This window comes from Protaetiibacter intestinalis (genome assembly GCF_003627075.1).
GTDB classification, from domain to species: Bacteria; Actinomycetota; Actinomycetes; order Actinomycetales; family Microbacteriaceae; genus Homoserinibacter; species Homoserinibacter intestinalis.
In genome coordinates, this window is sequence record NZ_CP032630.1 from 3,021,889 (window position 1) to 3,036,517 (window position 14,629).

Sequence of the window (14,629 nt, forward strand, 5' to 3'; positions counted from 1 at the left end):
CGTCCCCGCCTGCTGCTGGGGGCGCGTGCGCACCTGACCGTCGAGAACCCCGTCTCGACCAGTCAAGGGAGCACAACCGTGATCGACATCGACCCCAACAGCTCGGGCCTTCCGGGCATCGAGCAGCTGCGCATCATCGTCGGCGCCGTGATGACGGTGGGCCTGATCCTCTCCGTCCTCGCCCTGATCGTCTCCTCGATCGTCTGGGGTCTCGGCTCGAACAGCAGCAACCCCCACCTCGCCAGCCGCGGCAAGGTCGGGGTCCTCGTCTCCTGCGGCGCGGCGATCATCTGCGGCGCTGCGGTCACGCTGGTGAACTTCTTCTGGGGCGTCGGGCAGGCCGTCTGATGACCCCGGCCACGACAGCCCGCCTCCGGGGGTGGGCGCGGTGAGCGTCTGCGACGTCCCGGTCATCTCCTCCGTCTGCGACGCCGTCGGCGAAGGCACCGCATCGCTGATCGCGGCCCCGTTCGACTGGCTCGCCCAGGCGATGGCGGGGGCGGCGGCGTGGCTGTTCGAGGCCGTGTGGTGGGTGTTCGACACCACGACCCTCGTCGACGTCACGAGCCCCGAGTACGTCGGCGTCTACAACGTCCTCTTCGGTGTCGCCGTGTTCGTGATGCTCGTGTTCTTCTGCCTCCAGCTCATCACCGGCCTGGTCCACCGCGACCCGACCGCGCTCAGCCGTGCGGCGCTCGGCCTGGCGAAGTCCGTCCTCGGCAGCTTCTTGGTGATCACGCTGACGGCGCTGCTGTTGGAGGTGACCGATCAGCTCGCGGTCGGGATCGTGCAGGCCACCGGCAACACGATGGAAGGGATGGGGACCCAGATCGGGCTCCTCGCCGTCGCCCTCGGCGCCATCAACATCGGCGGCCCTGGCGTCGGGGCGATCCTCATGATCTTCCTCGCCGGCCTGGCCATATCGGCGGCGGCGATCGTGTGGTTCTCGCTGCTGATCCGCAAGGCGCTGCTGCTGGTGGCGGTCGTGTTCGGTCCGGTCGCCCTGGCCGGGGCCACGTGGGATGCGACCAAGGGCTGGTTCGCCAAGTGGGCGGCGTTCGTGATCGCCCTGATCTTCTCCAAGCTCGTCCTCGTCGTGATCTTCCTTGTCGCGATCGGGCAGGTCTCGGCCCCGATCGAGGCCGACCTGGCCTCCATCTCCGCCCCGATCGCGGGCGTCGTGCTGATGTTCGTGGCGGCGTTCGCGCCCTACATCACCTACAAGTTCCTGTCGTTCGTGGGCTTCGACATGTACCACGCGATGTCGTCCGAGCAGGAGGCGAAGTCCGCGCTGAACCGGCCCGTGCCGGTGCCGTCCGCCCCGCAGGCCGACACGGCCAAGAAGGTCCTCGACAGCGGCACCGACCCCGGCAGCGAGCCCCCGAGCGGTGGAGGCGGCGCGGGCGGAGGCTCAGCACCGCCCCCACCCCCTCCGGGTGCGTCGGCCGCGGCTCCTGCCAGCGCGGGAGCGGGCACGGCGGGCACCGGCGCCGCCGCATCAGCCGGAGCCGGAGCAGGGGCAGGGGCTGGAGCGGGCGCCGGAGCTGCCGGCGCTGGTGCCGGTGCGGCCGCGGGGCCGGTCGGTGCCGCGGTGGTCGTCGGAGCCGCCGTGGTCAAGGGCGCAGCGACCGCTGGCCCGAAGGCAGGCAAAGCGGTAGGCGGCGCGGCGGACAGTCAGGCCAGCGCGGCGGCCGAACAGACATCCCCGCCGCCGTCGCAGGGCACCCCGCCGCTTCCCGCATCGTCAACTCCGCCTCCGGCCACGCCGTCCTCTCCCGGCCCTGCAGAGTCCTCGCCCGCGCCTCGGCGCCGGCAGGACCCGCCGCCTCCGCCATCGTCCACCCCGGCCGGGAAGGAGTAACACCTGATGGTCACGAACTCGAACAGCGACTACCCGCTGGCGCCGGTGCAGTTCTCCCGGCTCGCCAAGCGCGGCATCATGCTCGGCCTGTCCCTGCCGCAGCTCATCGTCCTCGGCATCGCGGTGCTCACGGTCGTCTTCGCCCTCTACACCGCCGGCGGGATGGGCTTCGCCTGGACTACACCCATCTGGGGCACCTGCGCCCTGCTCGCGGTGATCCCCGCGGGCGGGCGGAAAGTCATCGAGTGGGTGCCGATCCTCGCCCGCTGGGCTGCCCGGACCTACCTCGGGCAGCTCGTCTACCGGCGCCGCGTCATCAAGCCCCGCCCCGCCGGAACCCTCGCGCTCCCTGGAGATGCGGCGAGCCTGCGGGAGTGGGAGGACCCCGAGACCGGAGCTGCGATGATCCACGACCCGCACGCCCAGACCCTCACCGCGATCCTCGGCGTCTCCCACCCCGCGTTCGTCTTGCTTGATCTGGGTGAGCAGCAGCGCCGGGTCTCCGGGTGGGGCCGCGTGCTGGCCGCCGCGTGCCGTTCCGGGCGGATCGCGCGGATTCAGGTGTCCGAGCGGACCCTGCCGGACTCGGGCACGGGGCTGGCGGAGTGGTGGCGCACGCACAGCACTGATGACGGCTCCTGGGCCGCGACCACCTACGCCGAGCTCATCGACCGCGCCGGCCCGGCCGGAGAACGCCACGCGACGACCATCTCGCTCGCGCTCGACATGAAGGCCGCCGCCCGGCAGATCAGTACCAGCGGTGGCGGGATTCGCGGTGCGGCCGCGGTGCTGCGGCAGGAGATGAGTACGCTGACCACGGCGTTGCGCGCGGCCGAGCTCACGTCGACCGGGTGGCTGACGCCTGGCGAGGTCGCCGTCGTCCTGCGCTCGGCCTACGACCCCGCCGCCGCGCCCGCGCTGGAACGGCACGGGGACCTCGGCCGTGACCTGGCGACGGCCGGACCGGTCGCGGTCACGGAGACCTGGGACCGGCTGCGGTCAGACTCCGCGCACCATGCGGTGCTGTGGATCACCGAGTGGCCTCGCTCGCAGGTGTATCCCGGGTTTCTCGCGCCGCTCGTGCTGTCCAACGGCATCCTGCGCACCCTCGCCCTGCACTACACCCCGGTCCGTGCCGACCAGGCCGCCCGGGACCTGCGGAAGAAGAAGACCGAACTCATCTCCGATGCGGCCCAGCGGCGCAAGATCGGGCAGATCGACGACGCGGCCAGCAGCGCGGAGCTGGACGACGTGCTCCAGCAGGAGGCGGACCTGACGGCTGGGCACGGCGTCCTGCGCGTCTCCGGCCTCGTCTCCGTGTCCGCGCCGACCGTGGACGAGCTCGACGCGGCGGTGGCCGCGGTCGAGCAGGCGGCGATCCAAGCGTCCTGCGAGACCAGGCGGCTCGTCGGTCAGCAGGCGCAGTCGTTCACCGCTGCCGCGCTGCCGTTGTGCCGGCCGGTCTGACTCGGCGCACCTGCTCATCAACCGTCACGCCTTCTTGTGAGGAGCCCTGATCATGCCGACCTTCGATGACCCGCTCGCGGACGCCGCTGAGGCGTCCGCGGCGCTGCGGGGCCTGGCCTATGCGACCCGCACGTTCGAGAGCCCCGCCGGCACCTACCCGGTGATGGGAGAGCTGCTCGCCGGCGTCAGGTCGCTGCGGCAAGTGCTCGACCAGCTCGCCGCCGCCCATATCAACGCCCGCGCCAGGGCGCACGACGATGCCGGGAATCAGGCCGCTGGCGCAACTTCGGCCCTCGCGGCTGCCGACGAGCTGCACCAGGCCGGCACCCTGCTGGACACCGTGGAGTGGCGGCTGGACACCGCCTCCCAGCAGTCCGGCCGCATCGCCTGGCACCGCGCACCTGCCGTCGAGGAAGGCCCGGCGAGGCGGTGGGTCAGCGTCGTGTTCCTGGAAGGCGCCGAGGCCGACGAGGTGCTGGACCTGATCGACCGCGACGGGACGGATGCCGCGATCGAGCACCTGGCCGGGCACGACTACGGAGCGGAGACCACCCAGGCCGCGCTCGAGAACGGGTACGTCTACGACGAGCCCCCGACAGGTGCGCTCGACAAGGTCGCGACCAGAGACGCCTACACGCTCACCTACAACCCCTTCCTCGGGCACGTCTCGCTGCTGCGCAAGCACGACACCGTGCCCGACCCGGCACTCCTCGGCATCGACACCCCGGCCTCCGCACCCGCATCGGAGTCTGGGAGGGAAGCGGAACGCGCCGCGCACAAGTCCACGCGTGCAGTCGGCCCCGCGGTCAGCCGGGGACGAGACGGGATCGACTGGTTCGCCCGCCGCCCCGGCGCCGCCTCCGCGCAGGGGCGGGGGCTGGCGCTGTGATCGGGCAGGACGACAGCCGCCTGCACACCGCTGTGCTCGTCGGGCCCGAAGGCGAGCGGCGCCGGGCACGCAAGGCCCGCCGGCAGGCGGCGGCGAAGGTCGAGACCGATGCCCGCCGGCATCGCAAGGTACAAGCGAGGGCGAAGTGGGAGGCGGAGCAGGCTGAACGTCGCAACACGAGCTACCTGCCCCCCGCCGGCGAGGCCGGACCTGCGGCATTGCGGACGCCGGGCCGGTTCCGGCTCCCCAAGCACCAAGACACCTCCGCGACGCTCGCCGGCCAGTATCCGTTCCTGGCCGAGGCCGGTCTCGGCAACCAGGGCGTCTTCGTTGGCCAGGACCTCTACAGCGGCGGATCGTTCGTCTACGACCCCTGGGTGCTCTATCAGCGGGGCCTCATCACCGCGCCGAACGTGGTGCTCGCCGGGATCGTCGGCTCCGGCAAGTCATCCCTGGCGAAGTCGCTGTACACGCGCAGCCTGCCGTTCGGACGCAGGGTCTATGTCCCCGGCGACCCCAAGGGTGAACACACGGCGGTCGCGGAGGCGGTCGGCGGGCGGGCGATCATCCTCGGCCACGGCCTGCGCAATCGTCTGAACCCGCTCGATGAGGGCCACCGGCCGTCTGCGGTGTCGGATGCGGAGTGGGCGATGCAGGTCGCGTCCCGCCGCCGCGACCTCATCGGCGCCCTCGCAGAGACCGTGCTGGACCGTCCGTTGTCGCCGTTGGAGCACACCGCGATCGACCTCGCCCTCCGAGACGCCGTCCGCAGCGCCGAGGTGCCGATCCTGCCGATGGTCGTCGACCGCATCCTCAGCCCCAACACGGCGGACGATGAGGACGGGCGGCTTGCGGAAGACGGTCGTCTTGTCGGCCACGCGCTTCGTCGGCTCGTCGCTGGAGACCTCCAAGGCCTGTTCGATGGCCCCTCGACGGTCAGGTTCGACCCGTCGTTGCCGATGGTGTCGCTCGACCTGTCGCGGGTCGCGGAGAACAGCACGCTGATCTCGGTGCTGATGACCTGCTCGTCCGCATGGATGGAGTCCGCCCTGTCCGACCCGGCGGGCGGGCAGAGATGGGTGATCTACGACGAGGCGTGGCGGCTCATGCAGTATCCGGCGCTGCTTCGCCGCATGGATGCCCAGTGGCGGCTGGCGCGGCACTTCGGGATCGCGAACATGCTGATCTTCCACAAGCTCTCCGACCTGGACAACGTCGGCGATGCCGGGACCGCGATGCGCGCCCTCGCCTCGTCGCTGCTGGCGAATGCGGAGACCCGGATCGTGTACCGGCAGGAGCCGGACCAGCTCGGCTCCACCGCCCTCGCGCTCGGGCTGACCGGCACCGAGCAGAAGCTGCTCCCAGGGCTCGGAACCGGTCAGGGGTTGTGGCGGATCAAGGACCGCAGCTTCGTCGTGCAGCATCAGCTCCATCCGGCCGAGCTCGCCGCGTTCGACACCACCGGCCGTATGACGAGCGATTCCCATGAGTTCAGGAATCTCGACGTGCGTTCAGGAATCCCGAACGATCGGCGGGATTCGTGATGCCCCGGCCGCGCTACAAGCGATCCTGGGGAGAACCCGCCTCCCGAGACGGGAGTGTCGAGGCGGTTCCGGTCGTGCTGCCGCTCGTCGCCATCGCCATCGCCGAGGACGGCCGTATGACCGTCACTGTCGACGGGGCGCCGTTCGAGCCGGAGCCGTTTGCGCCGCCGTGGCGGCGGGAAGACTTCGCCCGTGTCCTCGACCAGCTCACCGACCTGCGCTGCACCCCGGTGCGGGTCGAGGTGCGCGAGGCGGACGGGACCGTGTTCACCGACATCATCACCCCGAGCCGACGTCACCGCGCCGAGCCCGATCCAGAGCCGGCATCAGAGGCGCCAGGCCGCCGGCCAGCGACGGATCTCGTCGTGCTGCACGGGGAGGGGTTCGTGCCGGGTGAGGACGTCGCGATCGCCGTCGTCATCGCCCACGGGGATGCCGCCCCGGACGGCACCATGCGCGGCCTCGTCGAATCCCGCCAGCTCGCCGGGAGCCCGATCCGCGAGGTCATCCTGCTCGGCCGCGTCTCCGGCACCCTCACGATCGGACACCCCGAATGAGCACGCCCCGACCCGCGGGGGCGCTCGGGGACGAGCTGAGCAACCTCGGCATCGGCATCCTCATCGGCACCGCGGTCCTCGCCGCCATCCTCCGCGGCGCCGGGTCCGTCACCGCCTGGATCACCGGCGTCGGCCAGCCCACTGGCGGGGTCGAAGCCGGACTGGGTGTGCTGCTGAACCCCGGTGACCCAGCGACCGCGCTCGGCGCACCGGGCCTGAGCGCCGTGGCGTACTGGATCACCGCGATCGTGCTCATCCTCGGGGCCGGGGTGGCCGGCTGGTGGGCGTGGCGGTTCTTCCGCGAGCACGGCCGCCACGTAAAGACCGATCCGTACCGCATCGCCGGGATCGCCACCCGTAGCGAAGTCGCTAAGGCCGCCTCAGAGGCGGCGCTGCTGCGCCGAGCGGGTCACCTGCGGCCCTCGCTCCACCAGCCGCGGCCGCAGGACGTCGGCTACCGGATCGGCGCCTCACGGGGCACGAGCGTGTGGGCGTCCGTCGAGGACAGCATCCTGCTGATCGGCCCGCCCCGATCCGGCAAGGGCGCCCACATCGTCATCAACGCCATCTTGGACGCCCCTGGCGCAGTCGTCACGACGAGCACCCGCCCGGACAACCTGACCGCGACCCTCCGCTCCCGGCAGAAAATCGGCCCTGTCGCGGTGTTCGACCCTCAGCACCTCGCCGAAGGCCTGCCCGCCGGGCTCAGGTGGTCACCCGTCCGCGGGTGTGAGGACCCTTTGACGGCTATGATCCGCGCGACCGGCCTTGCCGCCGGTACCGGTCTCTCGGCCGGCGGGGTCGAGGGAGGCGGGTTCTGGGAGGGCAAGACGAGGACTGCGCTCCAAGCGCTGCTCCATGCCGCCGCCCTCGATCACCGGCCGCCCTCGGAGCTGTTCCGCTGGACTCTCGACCCCTCCTCCGCCGCGGATGCGGTGGCGATCCTCACCGCGAACCCGCGAGCCGCGACCGGGTGGGCGGACTCGTTGCAGGCGATGATCGACTCCGACCCCCGCACGCGCGACTCCATCTGGCAAGGCGTCTCGCTTGCCCTCGCCGCGCTGGCAGACCCGCGCGTGCTGGATGCCGTGTCGCCGCGCGAGGGCGAGGACTTCGACCCCGAAGCGTTCCTCCGCGACCGAGGAACCCTCTACCTGCTGGCCACCGGAGCCGGCGCCAACAACTCCGCTGCGTTGGTGGCTGCGTTCGTGGAAGACGTCGTGGAAGCTGCCCGCCGCCTCGCAGCGACCAGCCCCGGCGTCCGCCTCGACCCGCCGTTGCTGCTCGCACTCGATGAGGTCGGCAACCTCGCCCCGCTGCCGTCGCTGCCGACGCTCATGGCCGAGGGCGGCGGAACCGGGATCACGACGATGCCCGTGCTCCAAAGCCTCGCGCAGGCGCGGGAGAAGTGGTCGGACAACGCGGCCGGCGCGATCTGGGATGCCTCGATCGTCAAGATCGTCCTGGGCGGAGCGTCGAACTCCAAGGACCTGCACGACCTGACCACGCTCATCGGTGAACGCGATGAGGTGACCGACTCCACCACGGTCGGAGACCACGGCTCCCGCTCCGCGCAACGCTCCATCCGCCGTGTGCCGATCATGCCGCCCGACACGATCCGCACCCTCCCGTTTGGGACTGCATTAGTGCTGTTGCGCTCCGCGCCGCCCATCGTCACCCGGATGCGGACCTGGACGGACCGGTCCGACGCGAATGAGCTGCGCGCCGACCGGGCCGACATCGAGGCGACGTTGCAGCACCGCTCGGAGGAGCCGCCTGGCGCACCTGCCTGACAGAGCGGCCCCGTCGTGGGGTCGCCACCGGTGTCAGAAAGAGGGGCAGTCCGATGGCTCTCCACACGCAGGAATCCGTCTCGGGGTTCATCGCCTCCGATCCGCAGCTCACCTACACGGAACGTGGCGATGCCCGGTTCTACGCCAAGATCGGGCAGGAGCACTATCGCAAGGAGCCGGACGGGTCGTTCACGCAGACCGAGACGACCTTCCATGACCTCGTGGCGTTCAAGAAGACCGCCGAGCGCGCTCACGACCGGCTCGCCAAGGGAGACAAGTTCGTCGCCGAGGGCTACACCCGCGAGTACGACCGCGCCACGCCGGAAGGCGAGGTGGTCAAGGCCGAGGAGTTCGTCGCGAAGAAGCTCGGCCACGACCTCGCCCGCACGAGCTACGAGGTCGACCGCACCCGCCGCCAGCCCGCCACGACGCAGGAGCCTGTGGGACAGGCGGCCAGTGCGGCTCGTCGCGAGAGCTCGGGCGCCGCCCCGGCGCTCGGGCTCTGAACGGCCGTGACCGTGATGAACGAGCACGAGACCGCCCCCGAGACCGACGAGCCGGACCTGGACGAGGAGTTCGACGGGCCGCTGATCCCGGAGCCTCCGCACCCGATCAACTGGAACCTCCTGACCAGCGAGGAGGCGGAGGCCGAGTGGCTGGAGCTGAACCGCTGGGTCGACTGGCTGCGCCGCACCTACGGGCTGCCTGCTTCGGTGGTTCCGCCGTTCTGGCATCGCCACCCGGAGCTGTTGTGGGAGCTGAGCGCGCTGCACCTGCATTGGCTGTCCGCCTACGATCCAGAGCAGAACGGCTCCGCGCCGCTGGGCTGGCATCGCGACTTCGCCGACGCCCGCCAGCGGCTCCGCGACTGGGTCGCCGCTTCCGGAACTCGTCTCGACCGAGACCGCCCGACCCGGCAAACCACCTGGCCCGGCGAGGACCCGGCAGGCCCGGTCGAGGACACGATCATCGCTCACCGGGATCAGGACTTCGTGCAGTTCGTCCTCGACGATGTCGCCGCGCGCCGCCAGGCCGAGGACGACTTCTATGCCGGGCTCAACCCGAACACCGGAGAAGTCGCATGAGCGATACCGGCGGCACGATCGTGGTCTCGCCTCTCATGGACAGTCGCGAGATCGCCGCCTATCTCAAGGTGTCCGAGTCGACCTTGTCGAGGTGGCGTTCCGCAGGTCAGGGGCCGCCGTTCCTGCGGCTGGGCGGGATCGCCCGGTACCGCATCGACGCGGTCGACGCCTGGCTGGCGGGGCTGGAGCACAGCCATGCCCCGGAAGGCTGAGCCGCTCCCGCAAGCGCAGCCGAAGCCGGTGCCTCCGGTCGGCGTGAGGATCTCCACCGACCTGGAACGTCGCTCCTATGGCATCCGCGCCCGTGCCCGCTGGACGGACCCGATCAGCAGACGCCGCATCATCCGCTCCGAGATCGTCGCCGACGAGGCGGCAGCGCACGAGTTCTTCGACTCGCTGCGGCATTCATCGGCCAAGGGCATGGACGTGTCCATGACACTCACCGAGTTCGTCACCACGATCGGCGACCGATGGGCGCGCGGCCTCGACCCCACCTCAACCGGGGAGACCTACGGGTACGGACTCAAGCTCCGCGTGCTGCCTGCTCTCGGGCACCTGCCCGTCACGCAAATCACCGCCGGGATCATCGACCGCACCATCGACGCCTGGGAGAAGCGGCATGGGGCGTCAACGATCAAGAACTCCATCGCCCCGCTCGTGCGGGTCCTCGATGAAGCAGTGCGCGACGGGCTCATCCCGATCAACCCCGCGAAGAACCGTGCCAAGCGCAGCCTGAACCGCAATGCCTTCCGTCTCCAGCCGGCGGAGGATGCTTCCCCGCGCGCGCAAGCGATCCCCGACATGGGAACGCTGACGACGCTCGCTGAAGCCTGCGGGAAGGTCCACCAGTCGTACTCCGACTTCGTCATGCTCGCCGCCCTCCTCGCCGCGCGTTCTTCCGAGGTCTCGGGCCTTCAGGCCGGTGACGTCCGGTTCGACAAGAACATCGTGGTGATCGCACGGCAGACCTACCCCGGCAAAGGCGGGCTCATCACGAAACAGACCAAAGGCCGGAGAGAGCGCCGCGTCCCGATCCTCGACCCGCTCCGACCGGTTCTTGAGCGGCTCACGGAGGGGAAGGAGCCCGAGGACCGGCTGCTGGTCGGCCCGAAGGGCGGCGCTCTCACGACCGCGACCGTGCGGGACGCGACGAACTGGGACCAGATCGTCAGCGATCTCGGCCTGCCCGACCTCACCCGGCACGGCCTCAGGCACACCGGCGCGACCTGGATGGCAGACGCCGGCATCCCACTCCACGTCCTCCAGGACATCCTCGGCCACGCCTCCGTCGAGACCACACGCGGATACCTGCACCCCGACGACCGCCACCTCGCCTCCGCTGCGGAGCAGGCCAACGCCTTCCTTGCCCGATCCGCCAAGGCCAGCAGACCGAGCCGGCGCGAGGCCTCGAGGTCACTGTGACGGGTAGCGAGGAGCCACGATCGGAGGCTCTGGTCCCCTTTTGGTCCCCTTATCCACAGGTTGGAGCCTGCGAACGCCCGAAACAGCCGTCCGGAGCCCGAGGAGACGCAGCGGCTCGTCGGCGAGGGGACCAGAGGGGGACCAACAAACCCGTCGCCAGACATGACAAAGCCCTGATGAAAATGGCTTCTCATCAGGGCTTTTCTGTCGGGATGACAGGATTTGAACCTGCGACCCCCTGACCCCCAGTCAGGTGCGCTACCAAGCTGCGCCACATCCCGTGACATCAATTTTCTGTTATTCCGGGCCGACCGGAGGGGATAAACCCCTTGACCCCCAGTCAAGTGCGCTACCAAGCTGCGCCACAGCCCGTGGCTTCGTGCCGCCTCCGGCACGGCTCCCTACATTACCGTGTCCGGGCGCGACCCGATGCCACCCGCGAGCAGCGCCACCACATCCGGCAGCGTCGCGGTGTCGCGCGTGGTCAGCCACCACGAGGTGAGGCCCTCGGCCGCGGCGAGCAGGGCGGCGGTCACAGTGTCGACCGACGGCGCGATCGGCACGCCGCTCGCGGCGCTCCACTCCCCCAGCCGGGTGCCGATCGCGGCGCGGAGGGTGTGCTGCTCGGCGGCGAGCGCGGCTGCCAGTTCGGCATCCGTGCGGGCCTGCAGGGTGAGTTCGGCGATCGCCTGCGCCCGCTCCGGGTCGGCGACCACCTCGTCCGCGTAGGCGGTGAGCGCGGCGCGCACGGCATCCGCGAGCGAGCCGCCCTCGGGCAGCGGATGCGACCACACGTCTCCGAGGGTGCGCTCGGCCTCCCGACGCAGGAACGCCTCCACGAGCCCCGCCCGCGTGCGGAACGCGTAGCTGACGACGGCGTGCACCACGCCGGCGCGCTGCGCGACGCCGCGCAGGGTGAGGGCCGCCGCGCCCCCCTCGCGCACCGCGTCGAGGGCGGCACCCAACAGCCGCTCCCGGCGGGTGTCGACGTCGAGGTACTCGCGGCGCTCGCTCATGCACCCATCACAGCAAACTTTCATCCATCTGGTCAATACTGTGATTCATCCACCCGGACGAAAGTTCCCACCGGAACCATAGCCACAGCCACGAGCAGAGGAGCACCCCATGATCCGCGTCAGCCGAGCCACCGCATCCGAACTCCCCGGCGCCGCCGCCGTGCTCGCCGACGCGTTCCACGACGACCCCGTCATGCGCAGCATCATCCCGGGCGATGAGCAGCGCGGCGAGCGACTGCGGATGCTGTTCCTCGCCCTGCTGCGCTCGGGTGCCTACCCGCGCGGCGTCGTCGACATCGCCCGCACCGAGCACGACGACACGATCATCGGGGCCGCCGCATGGGAGTCGCCCAGCGCCCGCACCGGCACCTTCCTGCGACAGCTCGGCCAGCTGCCGCTCTTCGCGCGCGCCATCGGCTTGCGCAACCTCCCCCGCGCCCTTCGCCTGCTCGGCACCCTCGAGAGCCGACGCCCGAGCCTCACCCACTGGTACCTCGGCGAGATCGGCGTGAGCGCCGACGCCCGCGGACTCGGGGTCGGATCCGCCCTGCTCGAGACCCGCCTGCGCGCCCTCGACGAAACCCACCAGGTCGCCTACCTGGAGTCGTCGACGCCGCAGAACCGACGCCTCTACCGCCGCCTCGGCTTCCGCGACCAGGGCATCATCACGGGCCTGCCGGGCGCCGCCCCGATGAGCATGATCCGGCTGCGGTCCCCGCACGGCACGCAGGAACCCGCAGCCGCCTGACCCCGGCCCTCACCCTGCCCCGGACCCGGGCCCGGCCACGGGCCTCAGGCGAGCTTCGCCTTCACGTACCCGACGATGGCGTTCGCGTGCCCGTGGCCGAGCCCGTGCTCGACCTTGAGCCACTCGACAACCTCCATGTGCCGGTGGCCGTCGAGCCGATCCGCGGCGAGGTCGAGCCAGTGCTGGATCGGCTGACCGTAGGTCTTCTCGATGCTCGGGAAGTACGACGCCGGTCCGGCGAGCTTCTCCCCCGGCCGGATCGACGGTGCGGGCACACGGTGCGTCATGCGTCGAGGGTAAACCCGGCCATCCGATCCGCGTAGCCTGGATCGGTGACCGATGCGACCGCGTACCTCGACGCCCTCACCCGCGTGATCCCCGACTTCCCCGAGCCCGGCATCCTGTTCCGCGACCTGACGCCGGTGTTCGCGGACGGCCCCGCCCTCACGGCTGTCGCGGATGCGCTGGTCGCCCCGTTCGCGGGCGGATTCGACGTCATCGCGGGCGTCGAGGCGCGCGGCTTCGCCCTCGCGGCCGCGGCGGCGGCGCGCAGCGGGCACGGCCTGCTGCTCGTGCGCAAGGCGGGCAAGCTGCCCGGCGCGACCCTCAGCGAGAGCTACGCACTCGAATACGGCGAGGCCACGCTGCAGGTGCACGCCGGCCAGCTGCCGGCCGGCACGCGCGTGCTGCTCGTCGACGACGTGCTCGCCACCGGCGGCACCCTGGGCGCCTCGCAGCGGCTCATCGAGCGGGCCGGATGGGTGCTCGCCGGCACCGCGGTCGTGCTCGAGCTCGAGGGGCTCGGCGGACGCGAGCGGCTCGCCCCGCGCGAGGTCGTGGCGCTGCAGCAGGGTTAGGTCACAGCTGGGTAACGGTGTGTGAATTGCTCCCGCCGTCGGGCCTCTGAGGGCCTGTTTCGGTCCCTGAATGTCGGGGGTCTCGTGTGGCCTTGAGGCATGAAGGAACGACCCGATCCGGTTGCTGTGGCGGATGCCGCGCTGGGTCGTGTCGTGGCGATTCAGGCGCAGATGGATGCTCTGTCGGCGGCGCGTGCGGAGGCTCTGTTGGAGTTCGAGCAGGCGTTCGCGGTGGCGTATCCGCCGTCGGCTGCCCCGTTGCGGGAACGTGCTGAGCGGGCGGAGTTGGCGTGTGCGTTGCGGATGCCGGAACGTGCCGTCGAGACGCTGTTGGGTGAGTCGCGGATGCTGACCCGGCAACTGCCCGCAACGTTCGCCGCGTTGGGGGAAGGGTTGTTCTCGTATCGGCACGCGCAGGTGCTGATCGACGAGACCGCGGAACTGGACCCGGTGGACCGGGAAGCGGTGGAGCGGGTGGCGCTCGGGGTCGCCGGGACGGTGACGGTGACACAGTTCCGCAGGAAGGTGCGCCGCCTGCGGGAGCGACGGAACCCAGAATCGATGGTCGAACGGGTGCGCACCGCCCACACCCGACGAGAACTCGTGCTCGAACCCGCCCGAGACGGGATGGCATACCTGGGCATCTACACGAACGCGGTCGACGCGGCGGCGATCTACGAGAAGGCCACCACCGCCGCCGGACACGCCTTGGAGGATGGGGATCCGCGGACGTTGACCCAACTGCGGGTCGACGTGCTCATCGACGCCCTCCTCGAACGCGACTCCACCCTCGGGTTGGGTCGGACCATGTTGGAGACCATGAACGCGGACCCGGACGAGTTGTTGGCGATCCAGGAGACCACGATGGGACCGTTCGCCGGCATCACCCCGACCGTGATCGTCACCGTCCCGATCTCGACTCTCCTCGGCGGCAGCGAACCGGGCAACCTGGAAGGGGTGGGGCCGATCGACGCCGCGACCGCCCGGAAACTCTCCTCGCACGCACCGGTGTTGTATCGGATGCTCACCGACCCGGACACCGGGACCGGGCTGTCGATGGGACGCACCAGCTACCGCATCCCCGAACCATTACGACGATGGCTCCGGGTCCGGGACGGATCATGCCGGTTCCCGATGTGCCTCATCTGCACCCGACGATGCGACATCGACCACACCCGCGACTGGCACGCCCAGAACGGACCCACCGATCACGACAACCTCGCCCACCTCTCCCGCGGACACCACACCCTGAAACACCACGGCGGGTGGAAAGTCGTCCAGGACACCCGCGGGGTACTGCAATGGACCTCCTACCTCGGCAGGGAGTACACAACCCTGCCCGACGCGAGCTGACCGCCGGGGAGGAACTGCGAGTGTCTCGAGACGCGTC

General features: G+C 70.6%; 16 protein-coding genes and 2 tRNA genes. 14 read left to right on the forward strand and 4 right to left on the reverse strand.

The window, feature by feature from the left end; all coding sequences use genetic code 11:
• Positions 1 to 78: 78 nt before the first annotated feature.
• From D7I47_RS14265 to D7I47_RS14315, 11 genes are read left to right on the forward strand one after another with little or no spacing between them, the layout of a single operon-like run.
• Positions 79 to 348, forward strand: a complete 270-nt coding sequence (locus D7I47_RS14265) for a DUF6112 family protein (protein WP_120763671.1) — start codon at positions 79 to 81, stop codon at positions 346 to 348.
• Positions 349 to 388: 40 nt separating this feature from the next.
• A complete protein-coding gene (locus tag D7I47_RS14270; RefSeq protein ID WP_193726489.1) occupies positions 389 to 1,861 on the forward strand; it encodes a conjugal transfer protein TrbL in 1,473 nt (490 codons plus the stop codon).
• 6 nt (positions 1,862 to 1,867) lie between these two features.
• Positions 1,868 to 3,328 (forward strand): SCO6880 family protein, encoded by a 1,461-nt coding sequence (locus D7I47_RS14275; protein ID WP_120763673.1) that lies wholly within the window; start codon positions 1,868 to 1,870, stop codon positions 3,326 to 3,328.
• Between the two features lie 52 nt (positions 3,329 to 3,380).
• Positions 3,381 to 4,217, forward strand: a complete 837-nt coding sequence (locus D7I47_RS14280) for a hypothetical protein (RefSeq protein ID WP_120763674.1) — start codon at positions 3,381 to 3,383, stop codon at positions 4,215 to 4,217.
• Positions 4,214 to 5,761 (forward strand): ATP-binding protein, encoded by a 1,548-nt coding sequence (locus tag D7I47_RS14285; RefSeq protein WP_120763675.1) that lies wholly within the window; start codon positions 4,214 to 4,216, stop codon positions 5,759 to 5,761. Before D7I47_RS14280 ends, D7I47_RS14285 begins: the two co-directional genes overlap by 4 nt.
• Positions 5,761 to 6,318, forward strand: coding sequence for a hypothetical protein (locus tag D7I47_RS14290; protein ID WP_120764003.1), 558 nt, complete (start codon positions 5,761 to 5,763; stop codon positions 6,316 to 6,318). Before D7I47_RS14285 ends, D7I47_RS14290 begins: the two co-directional genes overlap by 1 nt.
• Positions 6,315 to 8,111: a type IV secretory system conjugative DNA transfer family protein gene (locus tag D7I47_RS14295; protein WP_120763676.1), complete on the forward strand. Its 1,797-nt coding sequence runs from the start codon at positions 6,315 to 6,317 to the stop codon at positions 8,109 to 8,111. Before D7I47_RS14290 ends, D7I47_RS14295 begins: the two co-directional genes overlap by 4 nt.
• Positions 8,112 to 8,164: 53 nt before the next feature.
• Positions 8,165 to 8,617 (forward strand): single-stranded DNA-binding protein, encoded by a 453-nt coding sequence (locus tag D7I47_RS14300; RefSeq protein ID WP_120763677.1) that lies wholly within the window; start codon positions 8,165 to 8,167, stop codon positions 8,615 to 8,617.
• A 15-nt stretch (positions 8,618 to 8,632) separates the two neighbouring features.
• Complete coding sequence (locus D7I47_RS14305) at positions 8,633 to 9,196, forward strand: hypothetical protein (protein WP_120764004.1); 564 nt, start codon at positions 8,633 to 8,635, stop codon at positions 9,194 to 9,196.
• Positions 9,193 to 9,408: a helix-turn-helix transcriptional regulator gene (locus D7I47_RS14310; RefSeq protein WP_024357612.1), complete on the forward strand. Its 216-nt coding sequence runs from the start codon at positions 9,193 to 9,195 to the stop codon at positions 9,406 to 9,408. The genes D7I47_RS14305 and D7I47_RS14310 overlap by 4 nt, the downstream gene beginning before the upstream one ends.
• A 43-nt stretch (positions 9,409 to 9,451) precedes the next feature.
• On the forward strand, positions 9,452 to 10,618 hold the full coding sequence (locus tag D7I47_RS14315) for a tyrosine-type recombinase/integrase (RefSeq protein ID WP_319592669.1): 1,167 nt from the start codon (positions 9,452 to 9,454) through the stop codon (positions 10,616 to 10,618).
• 207 nt (positions 10,619 to 10,825) lie between these two features.
• Here the strand turns inward: D7I47_RS14315 and D7I47_RS14320 are convergent.
• From D7I47_RS14320 to D7I47_RS14330, 3 genes are all read right to left on the reverse strand, one after another.
• Positions 10,826 to 10,899: transfer RNA gene (locus D7I47_RS14320), tRNA-Pro, on the reverse strand.
• A 21-nt stretch (positions 10,900 to 10,920) separates the two neighbouring features.
• A tRNA-Pro gene (locus D7I47_RS14325) sits at positions 10,921 to 10,990 on the reverse strand.
• A gap of 29 nt (positions 10,991 to 11,019) precedes the next feature.
• The gene (locus tag D7I47_RS14330) at positions 11,020 to 11,634 is read right to left on the reverse strand and encodes a TetR/AcrR family transcriptional regulator (RefSeq protein WP_157981747.1); all 615 of its coding nucleotides are present in this window, start codon (positions 11,632 to 11,634) and stop codon (positions 11,020 to 11,022) included.
• Between the two features lie 109 nt (positions 11,635 to 11,743).
• On the opposite strand from D7I47_RS14330, the gene D7I47_RS14335 reads away from it, so the two are divergent.
• Entirely contained in the window at positions 11,744 to 12,382 is a 639-nt protein-coding gene (locus D7I47_RS14335) for a GNAT family N-acetyltransferase (RefSeq protein WP_120763680.1), read from the forward strand.
• Positions 12,383 to 12,426: 44 nt separating this feature from the next.
• Here D7I47_RS14335 and D7I47_RS14340 read toward each other — a convergent pair whose 3' ends face one another.
• Positions 12,427 to 12,669 (reverse strand): DUF4287 domain-containing protein, encoded by a 243-nt coding sequence (locus D7I47_RS14340; RefSeq protein WP_120763681.1) that lies wholly within the window; start codon positions 12,667 to 12,669, stop codon positions 12,427 to 12,429.
• Positions 12,670 to 12,714: 45 nt separating this feature from the next.
• Between D7I47_RS14340 and D7I47_RS14345 the strand changes: the two genes are divergently transcribed.
• Positions 12,715 to 13,239 (forward strand): adenine phosphoribosyltransferase, encoded by a 525-nt coding sequence (locus D7I47_RS14345; protein WP_120763682.1) that lies wholly within the window; start codon positions 12,715 to 12,717, stop codon positions 13,237 to 13,239.
• Positions 13,240 to 13,338: 99 nt separating this feature from the next.
• Positions 13,339 to 14,592, forward strand: a complete 1,254-nt coding sequence (locus tag D7I47_RS14350; protein WP_120763683.1) for an HNH endonuclease signature motif containing protein — start codon at positions 13,339 to 13,341, stop codon at positions 14,590 to 14,592.
• Positions 14,593 to 14,629: the final 37 nt, after the last annotated feature.